This window comes from Vibrio sp. 378, from assembly GCF_033339435.1.
This window is the reverse complement of sequence record NZ_JAWOUO010000004.1, coordinates 366,928-382,812: the sequence shown is the minus strand read 5'-3', so window position 1 is coordinate 382,812 and position 15,885 is coordinate 366,928. Positions and strand designations below refer to the sequence as shown.

Annotated in this window: 21 protein-coding genes; 3 read left to right on the top strand and 18 right to left on the bottom strand. The window is 42.0% G+C overall.

The window, feature by feature from the left end; all coding sequences use genetic code 11:
- Positions 1 to 257: 257 nt before the first annotated feature.
- The 14 genes from R7Q48_RS10510 to R7Q48_RS10445 form a co-directional block, all read right to left on the bottom strand.
- Positions 258 to 1,214, bottom strand: a complete 957-nt coding sequence (locus R7Q48_RS10510) for a tyrosine-type recombinase/integrase (RefSeq protein ID WP_318132273.1) — start codon at positions 1,212 to 1,214, stop codon at positions 258 to 260.
- 585 nt (positions 1,215 to 1,799) lie between these two features.
- Complete coding sequence (locus tag R7Q48_RS10505) at positions 1,800 to 1,985, bottom strand: hypothetical protein (protein ID WP_025632837.1); 186 nt, start codon at positions 1,983 to 1,985, stop codon at positions 1,800 to 1,802.
- 41 nt (positions 1,986 to 2,026) lie between these two features.
- Positions 2,027 to 2,485, bottom strand: coding sequence for a hypothetical protein (locus tag R7Q48_RS10500; RefSeq protein ID WP_262682510.1), 459 nt, complete (start codon positions 2,483 to 2,485; stop codon positions 2,027 to 2,029).
- The gene (locus R7Q48_RS10495; protein WP_025766797.1) at positions 2,451 to 2,738 is read right to left on the bottom strand and encodes a hypothetical protein; all 288 of its coding nucleotides are present in this window, start codon (positions 2,736 to 2,738) and stop codon (positions 2,451 to 2,453) included. The genes R7Q48_RS10500 and R7Q48_RS10495 overlap by 35 nt, the downstream gene beginning before the upstream one ends.
- Before the next feature lie 154 nt (positions 2,739 to 2,892).
- The gene (locus R7Q48_RS10490; RefSeq protein ID WP_262682508.1) at positions 2,893 to 4,188 is read right to left on the bottom strand and encodes a hypothetical protein; all 1,296 of its coding nucleotides are present in this window, start codon (positions 4,186 to 4,188) and stop codon (positions 2,893 to 2,895) included.
- Between the two features lie 2 nt (positions 4,189 to 4,190).
- Positions 4,191 to 5,237, bottom strand: coding sequence for a nucleoid-associated protein (locus R7Q48_RS10485; RefSeq protein ID WP_318132272.1), 1,047 nt, complete (start codon positions 5,235 to 5,237; stop codon positions 4,191 to 4,193).
- Positions 5,238 to 5,686: 449 nt separating this feature from the next.
- Positions 5,687 to 6,421, bottom strand: coding sequence for a hypothetical protein (locus R7Q48_RS10480; RefSeq protein WP_262682505.1), 735 nt, complete (start codon positions 6,419 to 6,421; stop codon positions 5,687 to 5,689).
- A gap of 88 nt (positions 6,422 to 6,509) precedes the next feature.
- Entirely contained in the window at positions 6,510 to 7,514 is a 1,005-nt protein-coding gene (locus R7Q48_RS10475) for a hypothetical protein (protein ID WP_262682503.1), read from the bottom strand.
- Between the two features lie 174 nt (positions 7,515 to 7,688).
- Positions 7,689 to 8,270, bottom strand: coding sequence for a hypothetical protein (locus tag R7Q48_RS10470; protein ID WP_262682501.1), 582 nt, complete (start codon positions 8,268 to 8,270; stop codon positions 7,689 to 7,691).
- The gene (locus tag R7Q48_RS10465; RefSeq protein ID WP_045606057.1) at positions 8,271 to 9,002 is read right to left on the bottom strand and encodes an ATP-binding protein; all 732 of its coding nucleotides are present in this window, start codon (positions 9,000 to 9,002) and stop codon (positions 8,271 to 8,273) included.
- Positions 8,999 to 9,787: a helix-turn-helix domain-containing protein gene (locus R7Q48_RS10460; RefSeq protein WP_262648668.1), complete on the bottom strand. Its 789-nt coding sequence runs from the start codon at positions 9,785 to 9,787 to the stop codon at positions 8,999 to 9,001. The genes R7Q48_RS10465 and R7Q48_RS10460 overlap by 4 nt, the downstream gene beginning before the upstream one ends.
- Positions 9,784 to 9,915, bottom strand: coding sequence for a hypothetical protein (locus tag R7Q48_RS10455; protein ID WP_255201246.1), 132 nt, complete (start codon positions 9,913 to 9,915; stop codon positions 9,784 to 9,786). The genes R7Q48_RS10460 and R7Q48_RS10455 overlap by 4 nt, the downstream gene beginning before the upstream one ends.
- 69 nt (positions 9,916 to 9,984) lie before the next feature.
- Positions 9,985 to 10,533: a toxin YdaT family protein gene (locus tag R7Q48_RS10450; protein WP_025632637.1), complete on the bottom strand. Its 549-nt coding sequence runs from the start codon at positions 10,531 to 10,533 to the stop codon at positions 9,985 to 9,987.
- Positions 10,534 to 10,602: 69 nt separating this feature from the next.
- A complete protein-coding gene (locus R7Q48_RS10445) occupies positions 10,603 to 10,797 on the bottom strand; it encodes a YdaS family helix-turn-helix protein (RefSeq protein WP_029823469.1) in 195 nt (64 codons plus the stop codon).
- 110 nt (positions 10,798 to 10,907) lie between these two features.
- Between R7Q48_RS10445 and R7Q48_RS10440 the strand changes: the two genes are divergently transcribed.
- The 3 genes from R7Q48_RS10440 (at position 10,908) to R7Q48_RS10430 (ending at position 12,569) form a co-directional block, all read left to right on the top strand.
- Positions 10,908 to 11,609 carry a LexA family protein gene (locus R7Q48_RS10440; RefSeq protein ID WP_029823468.1) on the top strand — a complete coding sequence of 234 codons (702 nt, stop codon included), beginning with the start codon at positions 10,908 to 10,910 and terminating at the stop codon, positions 11,607 to 11,609.
- 225 nt (positions 11,610 to 11,834) lie between these two features.
- The gene (locus R7Q48_RS10435) at positions 11,835 to 12,107 is read left to right on the top strand and encodes a hypothetical protein (RefSeq protein WP_025766807.1); all 273 of its coding nucleotides are present in this window, start codon (positions 11,835 to 11,837) and stop codon (positions 12,105 to 12,107) included.
- Positions 12,108 to 12,263: 156 nt separating this feature from the next.
- A complete protein-coding gene (locus R7Q48_RS10430; RefSeq protein WP_262682496.1) occupies positions 12,264 to 12,569 on the top strand; it encodes a helix-turn-helix transcriptional regulator in 306 nt (101 codons plus the stop codon).
- 52 nt (positions 12,570 to 12,621) lie between these two features.
- On the opposite strand, the gene R7Q48_RS10425 is transcribed toward R7Q48_RS10430, so the two are convergent.
- From R7Q48_RS10425 to R7Q48_RS10410, 4 genes are all read right to left on the bottom strand, one after another.
- Positions 12,622 to 13,560, bottom strand: a complete 939-nt coding sequence (locus tag R7Q48_RS10425) for a DUF6236 family protein (RefSeq protein ID WP_262682495.1) — start codon at positions 13,558 to 13,560, stop codon at positions 12,622 to 12,624.
- Positions 13,561 to 13,684: 124 nt separating this feature from the next.
- Positions 13,685 to 14,380 (bottom strand): hypothetical protein, encoded by a 696-nt coding sequence (locus R7Q48_RS10420; RefSeq protein WP_262682493.1) that lies wholly within the window; start codon positions 14,378 to 14,380, stop codon positions 13,685 to 13,687.
- A gap of 146 nt (positions 14,381 to 14,526) precedes the next feature.
- Entirely contained in the window at positions 14,527 to 15,384 is an 858-nt protein-coding gene (locus R7Q48_RS10415) for a DUF2971 domain-containing protein (protein ID WP_262682492.1), read from the bottom strand.
- 125 nt (positions 15,385 to 15,509) lie between these two features.
- Entirely contained in the window at positions 15,510 to 15,863 is a 354-nt protein-coding gene (locus R7Q48_RS10410) for a GNAT family N-acetyltransferase (protein ID WP_262682490.1), read from the bottom strand.
- Positions 15,864 to 15,885: the final 22 nt, after the last annotated feature.

Below are 15,885 nucleotides of genomic sequence, written 5' to 3'. Positions count from 1 at the left end.
GGAATTAATTGAACAGCGTTTTTAAACCTGATTTTCACCGTGATTTTCAACCACTCAAAAAACGCTGAAATCAGGCGTTTTTGGGGTCAAAACCAGTAAAACTCCCTTCTACTCCTTTCTCGGTTTTTTGGTGTTTTAGACGTCCAAACATCCAAATGAACACCAATCACCACAATTAACAGATTTTCTTAAGAGTTAAATCGGTCAGCGATGCGTAAAGCCTTATCGATTCTAAGCTCACACTAGATGATCATGTTTTAGGATCTTCCCGCGATCTTCCCATGGAAAAAAATAAAGCCCTGCAGATCTAACCAATTGTGATAAGTCTGCAAGGCCTTAAGTTTCAAGGCTTCCGTTGTCGTGTGTATGTAAGCTTGGTCTAGGTCTGACATCTTGTGATTAAGAATGCGTTCACGTACAAACTTATCGACGCCTAGGTCAGTCAGCCTAGTGCCAACTAACTTACGGCAATGGTGGCTAGTAAACTCACCCTCACTCCATTCCGCATAAGTACTGTTGGCCGTGTCCTTACAGATAGGTGCATCCCCTTTCGCATTGGGAAATATAAACTTCTGTCCTTCCTTTTGGGTAAGGCGATACTGTTGAAGTAGGTTTCTAATCTGCCAGGTCATCGGTAACATCAATGCTTCACCGTTCTTGGCGTTACAGGCGGGTATTCTCCAGATATTCTCTTCCCAATCAATATGGCTCCATCGAGCTAAACGGGTTTCACGAATACGAGTGCCATGCGCCAACTGCATCAACACAAACACCTGCTTTTGCAGTGCATAAGCCTTGAGCCTATCGAGCAATCGACTCACATCATCAGACTGAATTTTCCCCTCATTAGGTGTGATTTTCTTGCTGATAAAATCAGTAAACACCATCGCAGCCACTGGATTTGAAGCGATATGCTCTTCTCGATATGCCTGATTAAACGCTGCTTTTAAAATAGCAAAGTAGCCTTTAACCGTTCTAAGTTCATAGCGCTCACGCAGCGGCCAAACCAATAAGTCCTTGATATGGTGCTTCCGAATATGAGTAAGAGGCAATTCCCCAAGAGCTGGTAACAAGTGATTAAAGACCACCGACTTAACGGCACTTTTCCTTTCTGAAGAGATATCCTTGTTCGACTCAATATGCTGCACATACCAGCGCAAGCAATCACCAAAACAGGTCCAGTCTGTAACCACTTGGTCCGTATCCGTCGCCATCCTAGCAATCTTTTGGGGTAACAACTCAAACAGTGCCTTAGCGCTTAGACGAGGCCAAAGTCCAAGCCGTTCCCATTTTGGTTTTCCGTGTTTTCCGTTGTTCTTTCGTTTATCAATCAACCACCAAGTAGCACTCTCGCGAGACTTGTGAAAACGAAGCTCTAAAGCATATCTTTCATCCCTAAGCCTCGTGACAGTATCACTTTTCAAATAGCTTTTAATTTTCGTATCAGAGATACGCAACCGTACTGTAGTCATAGAGTTAAACCGCTAAATCTGTCTCTCCAGTGTCACGCCGCTTCTTCGCCTGTGGCTGACGTTTCCAGTAATGAAGGGGAGTTTCGCCCCTCAGCTTGAGCCTTATTGATTTTCTTTGTGCGCTCTCATGTTAAGGATTAAGCAACGGGTCAGGTTACTTCATGGTCATTGCTAACACAGAGAAACAGCGAGGCACCAACGCATGTCCGTGAAGACATTAGGAATAGGGTCACCACCGTAAGCACTGTTACTAAATGGCCGAAGCCTGGCAATGCTCGACGACATTGCAGATCGTTAACGTCTTTGCTCTTGGTGGTGAAAATAGGGTTACTGCTCTTTACCGAGGTACTTTTTCACAATATCAATCAAGCGATCGTCCGTGTCGGTTTTGGTGTTTTTGGCATGAGCATCAGCAATCGTGATAAGCAGTTCAGTCACCGATTCAGGGCTAAGTAGCTTTGCAGCCCAGTAACCAAGCAAGCTTTTAAAGAAGGTAAACAAGAAAACTTTCATAGTATTAGCTCCAATAAAAAAGCGGCCGTTTTAGGCCGCTTCTAGATCAGTATGTCTGTCGGGAATTTATCGATGAAGTCGGAGACCTCCCCCGCTCCTTTATGTGTGTTGTAATACGTTTTCCAATATCGTGCTAAGGCAGGAATATCACCAGGACTAGGTAAAGACTTAGGAACGCGCAAGTAGTGCACTCGGCACATAGCCACCGCATAAGCTAAGTTCGTGATAAGTTCCTGTGCTGTACCTTCTTTTACGAGCTGGCTTACCTTTTCTTTCAACTCAGTACGATAAGCCAAATAGTTTTGCCAAATATCGTCATGAGTGGCAGGTTCCATCTGCACAATACCTAGAGCCGGACCATTACCAATTTGCTTGAGGTATTTAGCCCGGCTCTCCACAAAGATAGTGCCGACCACCAGTTGCTCTGCCGATGCACTATACAAACCAAGCTGCTTTAAAGTGGGCCTAACGACCAATTCGGTCAGTTGCTTTGCATCCATCTATTTTCTTCCCCTGTTTACGCTTATCGAAATGAACCCAGATATCAAAAATTAGCCTCGCAATTACGACGACAAGACCACCAATGGAAATTAAATTGGCAATGGTGATATCGGGGCTACTGGTAGCCAACTCACTAGATTGTTGGGCCTTAGCCGCCACAGTTTCGCTGAATACGCTGACACCAGTACCGCCACAATAAGCGATTAGCCTACCTTTCCATTCATGGAGGTTTTCAAGAAATGTCTTAACCATGTGGAACTCTTAGAAACAAAAAAAGCACCCGAAGGTGCTCCAACACAGTTTTGTTGAGATATAAAAAAACCCCGCCGAATGGGCGAGGTTTTGCACAATGGAAAGAGTGCGCCATTTAGGGGTGAATGTCAACACTCACCCACTATATTTAGACTTAGTTAATAGAGGAGCTCTTATTATCAATAATAGCCACAATGACTTCCCACCCCTTCGTCGCAACTTCTAGTAGCCATTCAAAAATACGGTCCCGATAAGTATCAAGAGATACATCTAGGTGTATATATGAAATAAGCACTAGACCAATTATCAAAACCAAGAAGACGTTCAACTGGAACCTTTGTGTACGGCATCTTTTATCTAAATCTTCGAACTCCAAGATTATTTTATCGTGGTGATCGGGATACTCTTTTTTAAGACGGTTGATCTGCCCTTTATACTCAATTTCTATAGATTTCAGTGAGTGTTTTTGGTTCTGTATTAATAGCCACATCATTACGCCGTATACTAGAGCTGCAACAAATAAAAGCATGTTAGTTGCTTCAGTGAGGCTGTCTGTCTTTGATGTTGATAATCGAATTGCAACAAATGCTAACGAAACAGGGATACCCAACGCTTTGGTTTGAATAGAGCTAAATGTTTCGTTGATTTTCAACATGTAGTCTCTTTTCTTTTCCTGATACTCCAAACGAACATCATCAAAAGAAAACTCGCTCACATAAAGATCATAGTTCTCAATAACCTGAGCGGAGAATTCTCCAAAATGAGTAATGAGATATTCAAACCGTCTTTCTTTTTGTACAGACTTAAGAAAATCATATAAAGCAGTTTTAAAGATACTTACTCTTTGATCTTTGTGCGCCTTATCTTTTATCCATTTACTTATATGCGTTATGCCATCTAGACCAGACTGAATATCCTCTAGCTTGTACTTACAAGGAATCTCCAATCGGTTTTTATGCAACATAACTACATTTGGAACATTAATCCCATTAACCGTATCAGTGTGGTCGGCCTGCTCAAGCAAAATATTGATTAGCGATACTGTGTTTATATAGTGCTTCAAGTCACCAGTTAGTTCATCCGTTTGGCCAGTGTATTTTGACTTATCATGGATAATATAAAATGAGTCAGGAATTACGCATTTGTTTTTACTATTCTCAAAAAACTGAGCCCAGTTAGAGTATATTTCTATACCATCTTGGCGTAAGTGGACTAATGAAATAGAGACTTGATAGTCACTACCTACAACAGTCTTTTCAGCATCCGGTGAGCTACTATCAGCCAGACTATCAATAGTTAGAATTAGGTTTTCGCCTTCCCATGAAGTTAGTAGCTCCTTAATTTCAGCCGTCATTTTGACTTGGCACGTATAATCATCCTCGTTACTAGAAACGAGTTTAAACGTATCAATAAATGACGATATCTGATTAAGAAGCTCTATCTTAGTCATCTTTAATTTTTGCCTTCTAGCTGATCTTTCAGCGTTTTCGGTATCTCAGTAATGGTTAACACACCACCGTTATCAGGGTCATATACTACGGCATTTCCTAATAGTTTCGCGTCAAAGCTTAGCGAAATAAGTTTGTTTCTTCCCGAGTATTTTTTTAGTCGTCTTAAAGCATTCGCATCCGTAGCCAATTCATTATTGAGGTTATAAGGCTCGCCTTGTGATATACGTAAAAATTGTCCTTTTTTATCTTCGGCGACATCTTCTGGCAAGAACGTTGCATCGAGGACTGTAGAAAGAGTGTCCAAGCGTATTGTCTGCTTTTCTTCCTTTCTCCATTCAACAATCTGATCATGGGCCTTGTTCTTCACCATCTCAGTTTTCGCATCATCGAAGAGATGGTGACTACAGTATTCCTCTACACATTTAACAAGAGCTTTAGTATCCGCAGCTGCCTGGGTGAACTCTTTGCAACCAATGAATTTAGCGAAGTAATCTGTAACCTTTTTCGCTTCCTTACCAATTTTGAAAGAGATGTAACGGTTCGAAAGCTCATCAGCATTCTTCCACTTAGTGAGATTAATACGAGCAGCCATATGGAGTTTATCTAGGTCGACGCTATCAAACTGCTCTAATTCCAACTTATCTATACGCATAACTTTCTTTTCGCGTAGTAAAACCACGCTCAAAAAATGGTCACCTGCATGTATATAGTGGTTGAACCACAGATGTCCTCCTTTTGCTAAAGGTGCACCCATTAGTTGTTCTTGAAGGTACTTTGCCGCTGATTTAGTAAAATTAACAAAATCTTCAAAACCATCGTTGTAATATTTTTCCAGCAAAAATTCAAAGCGAGTTAATTGTTCATCTTTCTCTGGCTTCTGAAAGTGACCGGTGTTTAACCCAGTAGAGTTGAACTTCTCGTTGATCTCCTTGCTCAACTGTAGAGCGGAATCATTTATTTCGTTTTCTTTCTTACGATCGTCTAACCCTACTTTAACCTTCTTTTCCGCTTTAATGAGGTTGTGCAAAATGACGTTTTTAATTTCCATGGTGCTCACTTAGACTTATATTTATAAATTTATCAAAATAATAAACAGACCTACAAAGTCAATGTACAGCTACATTGTCGATTTTTCTTCTATGGGCCTCAAACTTTCATACATCCACAAACCTGTATTTATATACAGTATAATTAGACGTACGCGAGCACAACCCACATGTGGAAAAAACTCATAAGGGGGGATATCAATCTAAAACTAAAAACGCCCCTCAGGGCGTTTTTAGTTTCAGCAGCAAAGGAAGGATGTCATTGGTGTTCTGCCCAAAACATAGTCGTTTAAGGCTCAACAATATAGGCTCTCTCCGTAGCTTTGCGATGAAGTTCGAATAACTACACACTCACGCCACTCGACTAGCATTGCAAAGCATCATGACCAAGCAAAGAAGATAACCGTGTTGTTCGAGAAGGATTGGTTGCTGTGATGCGGACAAAAGAATTTTATTGCTTTGAGCGTTTTTCCCGCCTTATGATTTTCAGTTCAAGGTATTCTTTCAAGCCTTTCTGACCAACATTGAACCTATCAAGTTCGTCGCGAGAATACACTGATACTCTATCTATTGGATCGTTTTCTCCATCGAATGATAAAGCAAACTCATAGATAACCTTTATAGAACGTTCTTCAATTTCATCACCTGGAATTCTGCTTGCCTTAGCAAAATAATCCTTATCCATAGAAAATGACTTCGTCCCTGTATAATCGATTAGATTGTAAAAGCGGTGACTCCAATATTCTCTCTCTGACTCATACATTGCTAACGAGCTAACTGCTTTTGGACTTATAGCGCTAGCTAACTCTTTGGACTGCAAAATCAAACGTGCCGTAGTCAGCCAAACCAAACGATCTTTTACGGGTACAGTCGCAGCGCCATTATCAGATAAAAAGCCATATGCGCGCTCCAAGCATTTCACAGCATTTGCACAATACCCCTGTGAGTCAATTAACTCTTTCTCAAGGTCGTTCTTATCTTTTTGCAGTTTAATAGTAACCATCACGGCTATAAAGCTGACAAATGCTAGTATCGGCGAGATTGTTCCACCAATGAAACTTCCAAAATCAGCCCATTTTTCAGAATTTGATGACAAATCGAAATCGTGAAATTTAATAAGCCAGCATACTATAGGAACGGCAACAAATATTGATGTTATCGAGAAAAGAATCGTATATTTCTTCAAGTTAACCTCTAAGGCACACAACGTCTAATTAAGGTGGAACAAAAAACGCCCAGCTTTTGCAAACCACCTTAAACAACTTGCGAGGTGACTATGCCAGAGAAAGCCTTTCAGCTACTTGGCTTGCAACCAGTTCTGTCATTTCATCATGGGCGCCTTTTGTTAGTGCATCTACATTGTATTGATAGAAGTGTAGTTTTACACTCTCATAGCTTCTGGTTACTTTACTTAAATATTGCATAGCGTACTCCGCCGGCTGTTTAGCTTGATCATGACCAGTATGAGTTTTAATTGCAGAAGATATAGCTTCAATACTACCAGCAAGCTGTACTAAACCATGTTTGTTCTGAGCGTTCCAAGCAAAATACGGAGAATGCCTTAATGTAGAGACTAAACCTGCCATGTACATCGCATGTTCAGCTCGATTTAATGTTAAGGATTCATGTGTTATACCTTTCAAATCGTAGAACAAGTACCATTTAAATTCATCTACAATTGAGTAATCAAGGGGGTTGGTTATCTCTCCAAATATCTCATTATATACTTCTGTTGAGATAAATGGGCGACTAACTTTGCCTGGAAAATGTTTATTAAATTTATAAGCAGCATGTTCATCAGTAAAGACTCGACACCCTTTGCCTCTCCCTTCATGTTTGGCAGCCTTGGTTACAGCATCTCCAAGAATGAATGAACCAAATGATTCTTTATCATTGCGTGGAACTATAACTTCACCATAGCTTAATCCTCCCCGACACAGTACCCCTGACAAAGTTAACTCCCACATCAGTTCAGATGACGCGAGCAACAATTCAGAAGTGTCTTCAGACCAGACAAATGCACAATCAGACAACTGAGAAATATTTACGTTGTATTTTGTGCACACTGTGCCTAAAACTTCTCTAAATGTTTTAAGTGTCCATGCTGCTATGACCTGATTCGGACTAGAGAAGCCCTGAGCTCCATTGATTTCTATATCATATATGTCACCGCCTATTTTTTCATCGAGCCCCTCAAGGTTGATAGCACCTTCTGTAAGTGCGCTCATACCTAGTATATCGACAAAGAACACAGCCGCCTGCTTTGTTTCAAATTTCACTAACTTGCCTATTTTTTTATTTAACGTCTAAATCAGCCAGATGCTGTTTTCCCACCTAATTATAATGCAGCCTTTCTCATGTCTTTTCAATTTATAATCAATAAGTTAATCAACGAAAAACGAACCTGCCAGCTCTCACTTAACCCAGATCCAAACACTGACAGGCCACCCAAACTAAGCCACCCGCTCCTTCTCTATCCTTTCCATTAGCGCCAACATCGCAGCATTGCGCTTAGCGGCTAGCCAATCTGCTAGGCCATCGAGAACTGGGTGGTATTGGCGTTTGAATACAGAGAAGGTGCACACGAAACTACCAGAGCACATTGCAACGAAGCGGCTTTCTAAGTCCCACGCGACTCGGCCATCGTTGCAATGCATGCACTTTCGGTAGTGGCGGTTTGGGGCTCGGTACTTCCCGCTTCCGCCACAACAAGAACAAATACGGCCTTGCGGTGTGATCGCTTCTTCCACAGCTGCGCGCACAATGGCTGCAAATGCGGCTTCGCTTTTTTGGCCGCGCCAGTCATCGGTCAGCGTATACAATTCCGCGAGTACCGCCTTTTCCAGTGCTCTTCTCGATTGCGCGTTATCCAGTAACTCCACAAACAACACCAGAAAACCGACTGGAGATTCCTTCCAGGTAATCCCCACCATGCCGAGCTGGTCTTCCAAAGAAAATAATCCTTTGCCGCCCTTTTGCGGTTCGTAATTTATGCCTTTTAAATCGAACTTAGCCAATAACGTTTCTGGTCGCATTTACGCTACCTCCTTGCTGTTCCTCACCTGCTTGCGAAAACTCTCCCACGTGAAGCTCACCCACTCGCAGCTCTCCAACAAACGCTCCATCACTCGGGCTCCAAGAACCTGAGTCAGATCATCAGATTTCAGATTGGTCAGAATGCCGGTTGGCTTCTCGTTGGTATAGCGTGAGTCGATGATAGTGTTAATCATGATCGCCTCGTGGTCATTCATTCGCTGCACCCCAACCTCATCCAACACCAACAAATCGACCTGAGCTAGATACTTCAGAAACTGAGCTTCTGTAACGTTCGATTGGCGGTTGTACTTATCGCGAATTTTCATCATCAACTCAGCGACCGTAATCACCAACACCGTACGATTGCGCGTCATCAACGAGTTCGCCATTGCACAAGCCAAGTGGTTTTTACCCGTTCCTGTCGATCCAGAAAATACAAAGTTTTTCTCATCACCTTCCAAGAACTCAGAGACCCAACGGCGAGAAACACTAAACGCCTGACGTTGACCTTGGTTCTCCGTCACGTAATTGGCAAATCGACACTTCAAGTGCTTCTTGCCTACTCCACTGCGACCAAGTAAATCCTGAACTTTGCTCTGCTGGTAGTTCTGGTACACCGCATGGCTTTGCTTCTCGACTTCCTGCTGAGCGAGTTGAGCCATCTGCTCTGGCGTGTACGGCACAACGTTTTCAGGCATCGCTTGCTGCAGTTTTTGGAAAAAGCTGTTCATTGGTCACCTCCGTTTTGGCGGTCTTTGAACCACTGAGGTGGTCCGTAATCATCAGGGTTGGTTTGGTCTGAAAATTCTTCCACTTGAGGAATTTGCGATTGGCCACGGGCTAGCGCACCACGCTCCTTTGCCCACTTGTTTTGCATCCGCATGCCATTGCGCCAAGCAGAAACCCAATCAACGTACTTGCTGGCTCTGGCTAACATCGCATCACTCCACTGCTCGGTAGCGCTCTGCACATCCAGCACAAAATCTGTTTGAGCGTTGTACCAATCCACCATTTTCTGAGTGACTTCAAAATCATCAGGCATGGTAGTTTTGCGTGGCGAAGATTTACGCTTGCCAGAACCCTGAGAAGCATCCTTGGGGGGATTAAGGGGGGATCTATTATTGTTTGATGGATCTAATGATGGTTTGGGGTCAGCTGTTGCCCTACCCCCTGACGTCAGTTGCCCTAGGTCAGAATTTGCCCTAGGGTCATCATTGCCTGAGGTATCCCCCAAATTCACAATCGCTTTTAGGTTAATCCAGTACACATTTGTGTCGTGGATTTTGCTGTTTTCTTCCTTACGGCGACGGACAGAAATCACGCCCATTTCTGAGAGCTTCTTAATCTGATTTTTGACTGTGCTCGGTGAAACACGACACTTTTTCGCGATAGTCGATTTACCCGGCCACGCAACACCCTCGTCATTCGCGTAATCAGCAATGCAGAGCAAAATGATTTTCTGAGTACAGGTAAAGGCATCGACATCAAGAATGGTCGACATGTATTTAATACTCACACCGCCGTCCCCGCTTTCATTGATTCAAAGATTTCCATCGCTTTAGTCCGTGATACGACGAAACGACACACACCGTTATTGGCTACCCAGATATAGCAGCCGTGATAGTTCTGTAAGCTAAGGCTCATTGCACAAAGTTCTCCGTGTTTGCGGATAAAGGCGCGTACTGTGTGGTGGTCAGCCACGACGCGTTTAAATCAGGCGGCTTTCTTGGCCATCAACGATTCAAGGTATTCCAGAAGCGGCGCGTGAGATGCCTTCGCCTCCTGCACTTCTCGGTACGCATCGCGCAGCTGGTCAATATTCGCGTTCTCCCCTAAAGAGATCACCGCACGGAATGCTTCAGATGTCTCTTTGTTGTGGTTATGCAAGAGCAAATCTCGGCTTAAGTTTGCATCACTCGCACCAATGCAAGTAACAGAGAACCCAAGCGGGTTAAGAAATTGGTTAAGCATGTCGCTCGCGCGTTTGGCAGGCATCGCCTTAAGTACCGCAGGTAACAAATCCATCATCGTGGCTTTGGCTTCTACGCTTGTGCGCTCGACGTAACGGAAAAAGTTTTGAGCATTGTTCTTATCATCAGCGCCCGGTACTTTAAGTAGCTCTTTACGCTGCGCATCAACCTCGTGCTCAAGATCGAGTTTGTGATATAAGCTCGCGACACGGTGAGCAATACACTCTTTACTCAGTTCCGTGCGCCAACTTTCTATCGCGTTACGCATAACGCTTTTAAAACTATTGTTCATGGTTTTTCCTTACTGGTTGTTTGTACAGAATTTCCTAAATCATCTTGCGATGTAAAAAGTGCTATAAACTTAAAAATAATCTGGTCTTAAACGGCTCTTGCTCACCTGACCATTCGTTAGTTCATGGATTTCTTTCGCTAGTTTTGCTCCTGCTTTTCGGTAGCCATACAAAACCTGACGCAAGTAGTCTTCATTTGTACCTAGTTGGTTAGCTAGAGTTTCACGTTGATTCGCGTCGAGTTGACGCCAGTAATTTGCGTACATAAAAGTACCTCCCGAGTACATAATACACAATAATTATGAACTCTCAAGGTCATGTACTTATTTCGTACATGTGATAGGTTGTCCAGAAATTGTGGTAATATAGTGACGCTATGAAAACTGCCGAAGAGATCAGAAGAGAAAATGCGCGAGAACTTGCCAGTCAACTGGGAAGCTACGCTGCGTTTGCAGATAAGATAGATCGCTCATCGACACAAGTTAGCCGATTTATGGGAAAAGGCGCGACAACTGAAATTGGTCCGCGAATGGCTCGACACATTGAACAGTGCTTTAATAAGCCTGAGGGCTGGCTAGACGTAGACCATAATCCGAAAAGCGAATCACAATCTCAAAAAGAAGCGACAGAAAACATAGCGAAGCAACTGGGTGATAACTCAGAGTTTATTGACACAAGCAAGTTAAAAGCAGTTCCGATCCTCACTGAAGTACAAGCTGGCGAGTGGGCTCGTATCATTATTGATGCGGATACCGAGTTCGAATGGCAAACAATATCAGTGAATACGTCCGCAGATGCGTTCGCAATGAGGGTTACTGGAAATTCAATGACAAACCCTTATGGATCTCCCAGCATCCCTGATGGTTCCATCGTAATAGTAGAGCCTTGCAATTGTCCCGATAATGGCAAGATAGTCGTTGCAACTTTAAACGATGCGCCGCAAGCCACTATAAAGAAACTTGAAATTGACGGACCTAATAAATTTCTTGTACCTCTAAATCCTAAATACGACCCAATTCCAATCAACGGTAACTGCCGTATCGTTGGATACGTCAAACAAGTAATAATGGATTTATGACAAGCATATAGTCGTCTAAAGAACTTCCCATACAAATAATTCTAATTGAACCGCCTCATAGCAGGCGGTTTTTTTGTACTCAAAAACAAAAATAACTTTACAAGTACATTTTATCCAAATAAAGTAAATGTACTTTCTAAGTACATTTACTTTATTTATGTACTTTAAGTTTACCAGCCGACCTGACCAATCGGTTTCCCGAGAACTTTGTGCAATGAGAGCTTAATGATGAAAACAATGACGTTAGACCAAACCCATCAACTGCTGAACAACCTGCAACTACTCAATGTATGCAGCCATCAGTTTGAAGAAGTGACAGCTGAGCTAAGTAAGGATGATCCGCTCCGTATCGCTGCGACTTCCATCTTTGAAGGAGCCGAAGACTTTAAAGGGCTAGAGATTCACGTAAACGAAGAAGATTTTGAAAAGGCGCAAGAGCTATTCAGCCAGCTGGTTAGCCTGCAAGCCGCAGTGGAAGCGAGAACGCTACCCCACTAGAAAGAGAAAACCCCTATCGGTGACCAAACCAACAGGGGCGTTCTTTGTGCAATGAGACTTACGCCTCGCAATCAGTATATATCCGGCTGACCACCTATATCAAGGATTTAGGCTGATTGCGGGTATTCACCCCAACCCAATTTAGGAATTTGTGTAATGAACTATTCTGACTTCAATCAATCACCGATGAACTTCACCTACTCTGCTCCAGCTTTCGTCCGTGAGTCAGCGAAGCCTACAGAAAAGCCTGTTTATGATTCCGAGCGTTACCCAGAATCTTCAAACAAGATCATGTGTCATCAAGAGGTGTTAGATTTCTTCAATAAGAAGCGAACCACCATCATTGCATGGCGCAAGAACCGCAACTTCCCAGAGCCAATTAGCAAATCACCGCTGCGTTGGATACGTGCAGCGGTGATGGAATGGGTTGAGCATGAAGGCGGGTTTAAGGCTGGGGTTTAGGGTGTTTTACCCTAAATTACTTTGGCGTTGGGAATAATTCTGTAATGATTTGTTATATATGTCGCGCAATTCCCTTAGTAATAGCTTCCGTTAAATAGCTAAACTCAAGTTGCTCTGCAGGAATTACTTTTAACTTCTTACTTTTTATTGGTTTTAGTTGAACCATACTTGCAGCAGAACACGCTAACCCGCCGAAGATTGCTACGAGTGGACTTAAGGATGCGCTACCACTCAAAGATGCTCCTTTAACAAACTCACTAAAAAGCGTTGCTAAGCTTTGAGAACCGATATTAACTCTTAGATCTGTGAATTTAATTGAACGACCAAACCTGCTCCTAGACAAAGCGGTAATTTCATTCGTTACTTTTTCCAAGTCTGAGATCGCCAAGTTTAATGCTGTTTCACTAAAACCACTAGGGAGAGAAACCTGAAGCGTTACTTGATCCATAGCGTTTCGAAACTCATTTAACATATCTGAGTGATCATATTTAAATGCAACTATTTTTTTTAAAGAAATATTTTCGGCAGGAACAGGAAGTTTATTGTACAGCGCAACTTGTACACAGTGCTCATCGATAGCATCTGTAGTTCTAGCTACAAACTCTCGGTATGATTGCTGCGGTACCCATATTACGTCTGGCTTGTTTACTGCACTTTTCTTAAGTGACTGCGCTTGAAAGTCTAAAAATGTATTCACCCAATTTTTAGCACCTTCTGATTTTAAGCTATAGGTAGATTCTTTAGTAAAGAGGTTTCTGGAAAAAGGTGTATCTTGGTAGTCCTTGAGCAATATTCCTGCTTCTTCCAAAACTAACTCATCAACAGTTCTTTTCCATCGTGGAAGCTGGCCACTAATGGGTTGTACAATATAGTCCCAATAAAGACAGAAATTTTGCATCTGTTCCTTACGTAACTGAACGTGGGGTATGTACGCATCGCCATCAAGATTCTCAAAATGAGGACAAAAAACTATTCCTCGTTTTCGCGACATACTACCTCCGATAAGTTAATGTGTGAGCAAAGCTACCACCAAGCCTAAGCCATCGCGCCACAAACGCAAAACCCAACCTTGAACTAAAAATGCAAAGCGTTGAGAATCACTCTTAAACAATTTGTTAAATGCGATCTTCTGGTTGTAGTACCATACCCATAAAATCCATTTTTAAAGACCATAGTTTATGCAATTGAATCCACTCATAAGAGACTGAATAGTAAACATTTTTCCCCTCTAAATCCTCACCTCTATTTAATAAGAGGTGCAGTACTTCTTGAGAGTCAAAACCACACTTAATTCGAAGTACATAATCCAAAAATTCCATCGTTACACGTATAACTTTTACTGCGTCATCATAGATCCAATCATCGCTAGATTGAGGAATCTTTAAACGTGAAGTCATGCCAAAATCAGCCTCACGCGTTCTTTCATCAACCTGAACCCACTCCGTTTTCTTTGCTTTGGGATGGACAACTGAGTTTCTAATACTTTGTAGCTCTGAGATCAATTGAACTTCACGGGTTCCTTTATCTAAAGACGTACCATTATGAGACCACAGAAAATAATCAAATTTTCCAAGAGGGTCTAGTCTGTCGATAGTCTTAAAGATCGACTTAGGCAAGTACAATTTCTCAATGAGGCAGTTAGATACAACTTCAGGTAGCAGAGATGCGTTAAGAATAGATGCTCTCGCTAATCGCCCCTCTACATCGAAATCTTCGTCTTCATTTAAATTTTTAGCCATTTCTGCAAAAGATAAGGCATCATCAAAGATCGTAGGGAATTTACGATCAACTAGATATTTATCATTAAACATATTCTATGTTTACCACTGAGCATTTAGCCGCATTAAGGTGTGAGCAACGCTAACACAAAACCTAACCTAACCACCGTAAACACTAAACTCAACGATGGAATGAAAAATGCCAAGCATTGCGAAGTACTCCTGAACAGCTTGCTAGCTTAATTACCACGATAAGGTATCGGTGTTTTCCTTACTTGCACCGCCGACAGATTAGACTTAGCAAGCAGCAACTCTAACGATTTTTGAGCTAATTCCGAGTGAGGGTTTGGTCCAATGATCAGTTCTTTTACACAACTGCTATTAACGTTTAAGCGAACATAAGGAATTAAGAAATAATCAGAACTACGCAAGTGAATATTTTCATGCTCTTGCCCATGGACAACGTATCGCCACTCACACTCTTCCTTAAAGCCTACGTCTTTCATTAATGTACATGCAACCTTAGCCTTCGAAATAAAGTCTGAGATTGCGGATTTATTATCACCGATAGGGGGCGTAGGCTTATTGATATAGTCTTTTAACAAACCTATAGCGTAATCATGTTTAAATTCATCATCATATATAACAGGGTAAAGAAGGCTCTTAGTATTAAGTTCTGATTCAAAGTTTGGCGAAATGCCAATGGAGACACCATGCCCATTAGGTGTATAAGCTCTCCATTGACTCAATAGATCTTTCTGACTTGTCAATGAAAGAACAAATACTCCTGCGTCCTGCGCGAAGGATAAGTTTGTTCCAATTGCTTCAGTGAATTGGAAAAAGGGTTCTAAACTACCTAAACGTTGTAGGATTAAAGGGTTCCCTTTATTTTCATCTTTCAACCGATTAAAAACCTCTTTGAGTACTTTAAACCCATGAAAGAACTCCTGATGATCATTGAGAAAATTAATTTCACTAACCCAAAAAGATAGTTTTCCACTCCCTTTTACAATGTTATTAATTGCATCAAATGATGTGTAATGCCAAAGAGCGTCTGGTTTGTCCTGATGCAAATACTCAAGGTAATCTTTAAACACCTCTATCTCCATGATCTAATTTATTAAGCTAACACTCTGTTAAGGTGTGAGCAACAAATAATAATAATGCCACGCGTTGCGAATCCGTCTTGAATCGTTTGTTAAATTTTTACTCTGAAGACCGGCTAGAATTCATCACAACGCTCAGTATCAACCAAAATATTCTCCTCGAGACAATGCCTAATCAAGGCTGCACCATCCTGAGTGTAGTATTCATGACATTCCCCACCGTATGCTAGAAAGCTAGGTTTCGCAAAGTCATTACCATAGATTTCAGCACCTCGGCGTATCATTTCTGTTGCAATCCCAGCTCTTCTATAATCCGTGTTCACATTCATATGGTGCAGTTTCATTCCTCGCTCATCGCAGTCAAACTGAACCCTACCAACTTCAATATTATTGTGTTTTGCGACAATATCTGGTTCGTAGCTTTCCGTGTCAATTTCGATAATTCGGCTGTATTTGTCTGTAAACAACATATTGATACTCCGTTAAGCTTAA